General features: G+C 43.1%; 1 rRNA gene. It reads left to right on the top strand.

Going from position 1 to position 269, the window contains the following annotated elements:
• Window positions 1-95: 95 nt before the first annotated feature.
• Window positions 96-269 (top strand): 23S ribosomal RNA (locus tag IQP38_RS11820); the annotation flags it as partial.

The following is a 269-nucleotide window of genomic DNA, read 5'->3' as shown; positions in this document are numbered from 1 at the left end:
TGAGTCCGGCAAAATCGAATGTCTCTCGCTCATTCAAATAATGAGAGACAACTTTGGTGATTTGAACATCAACTCGAAACTCCTTCGGGTTGTATGGTTAAGTGACTAAGCGTACACGGTGGATGCCTTGGCAGTCAGAGGCGATGAAGGACGTATTAACTTGCGATAAGCCCAGATTAGGTAGTAAAAACCATTTGAGTCTGGGATTTCCGAATGGGGAAACCCAATACCATAAGGTATTACTGTTGAGTGAATACATAGCTCAACAG

The sequence above is a fragment of the Vibrio sp. OPT41 genome (assembly GCF_015163595.1).
Classification (GTDB): Bacteria; Pseudomonadota; Gammaproteobacteria; order Enterobacterales; family Vibrionaceae; genus Vibrio; species Vibrio alginolyticus.
The sequence above is the reverse complement of the archived record's forward strand: the minus strand, read 5'-3'. Positions and strand labels throughout refer to the sequence as shown.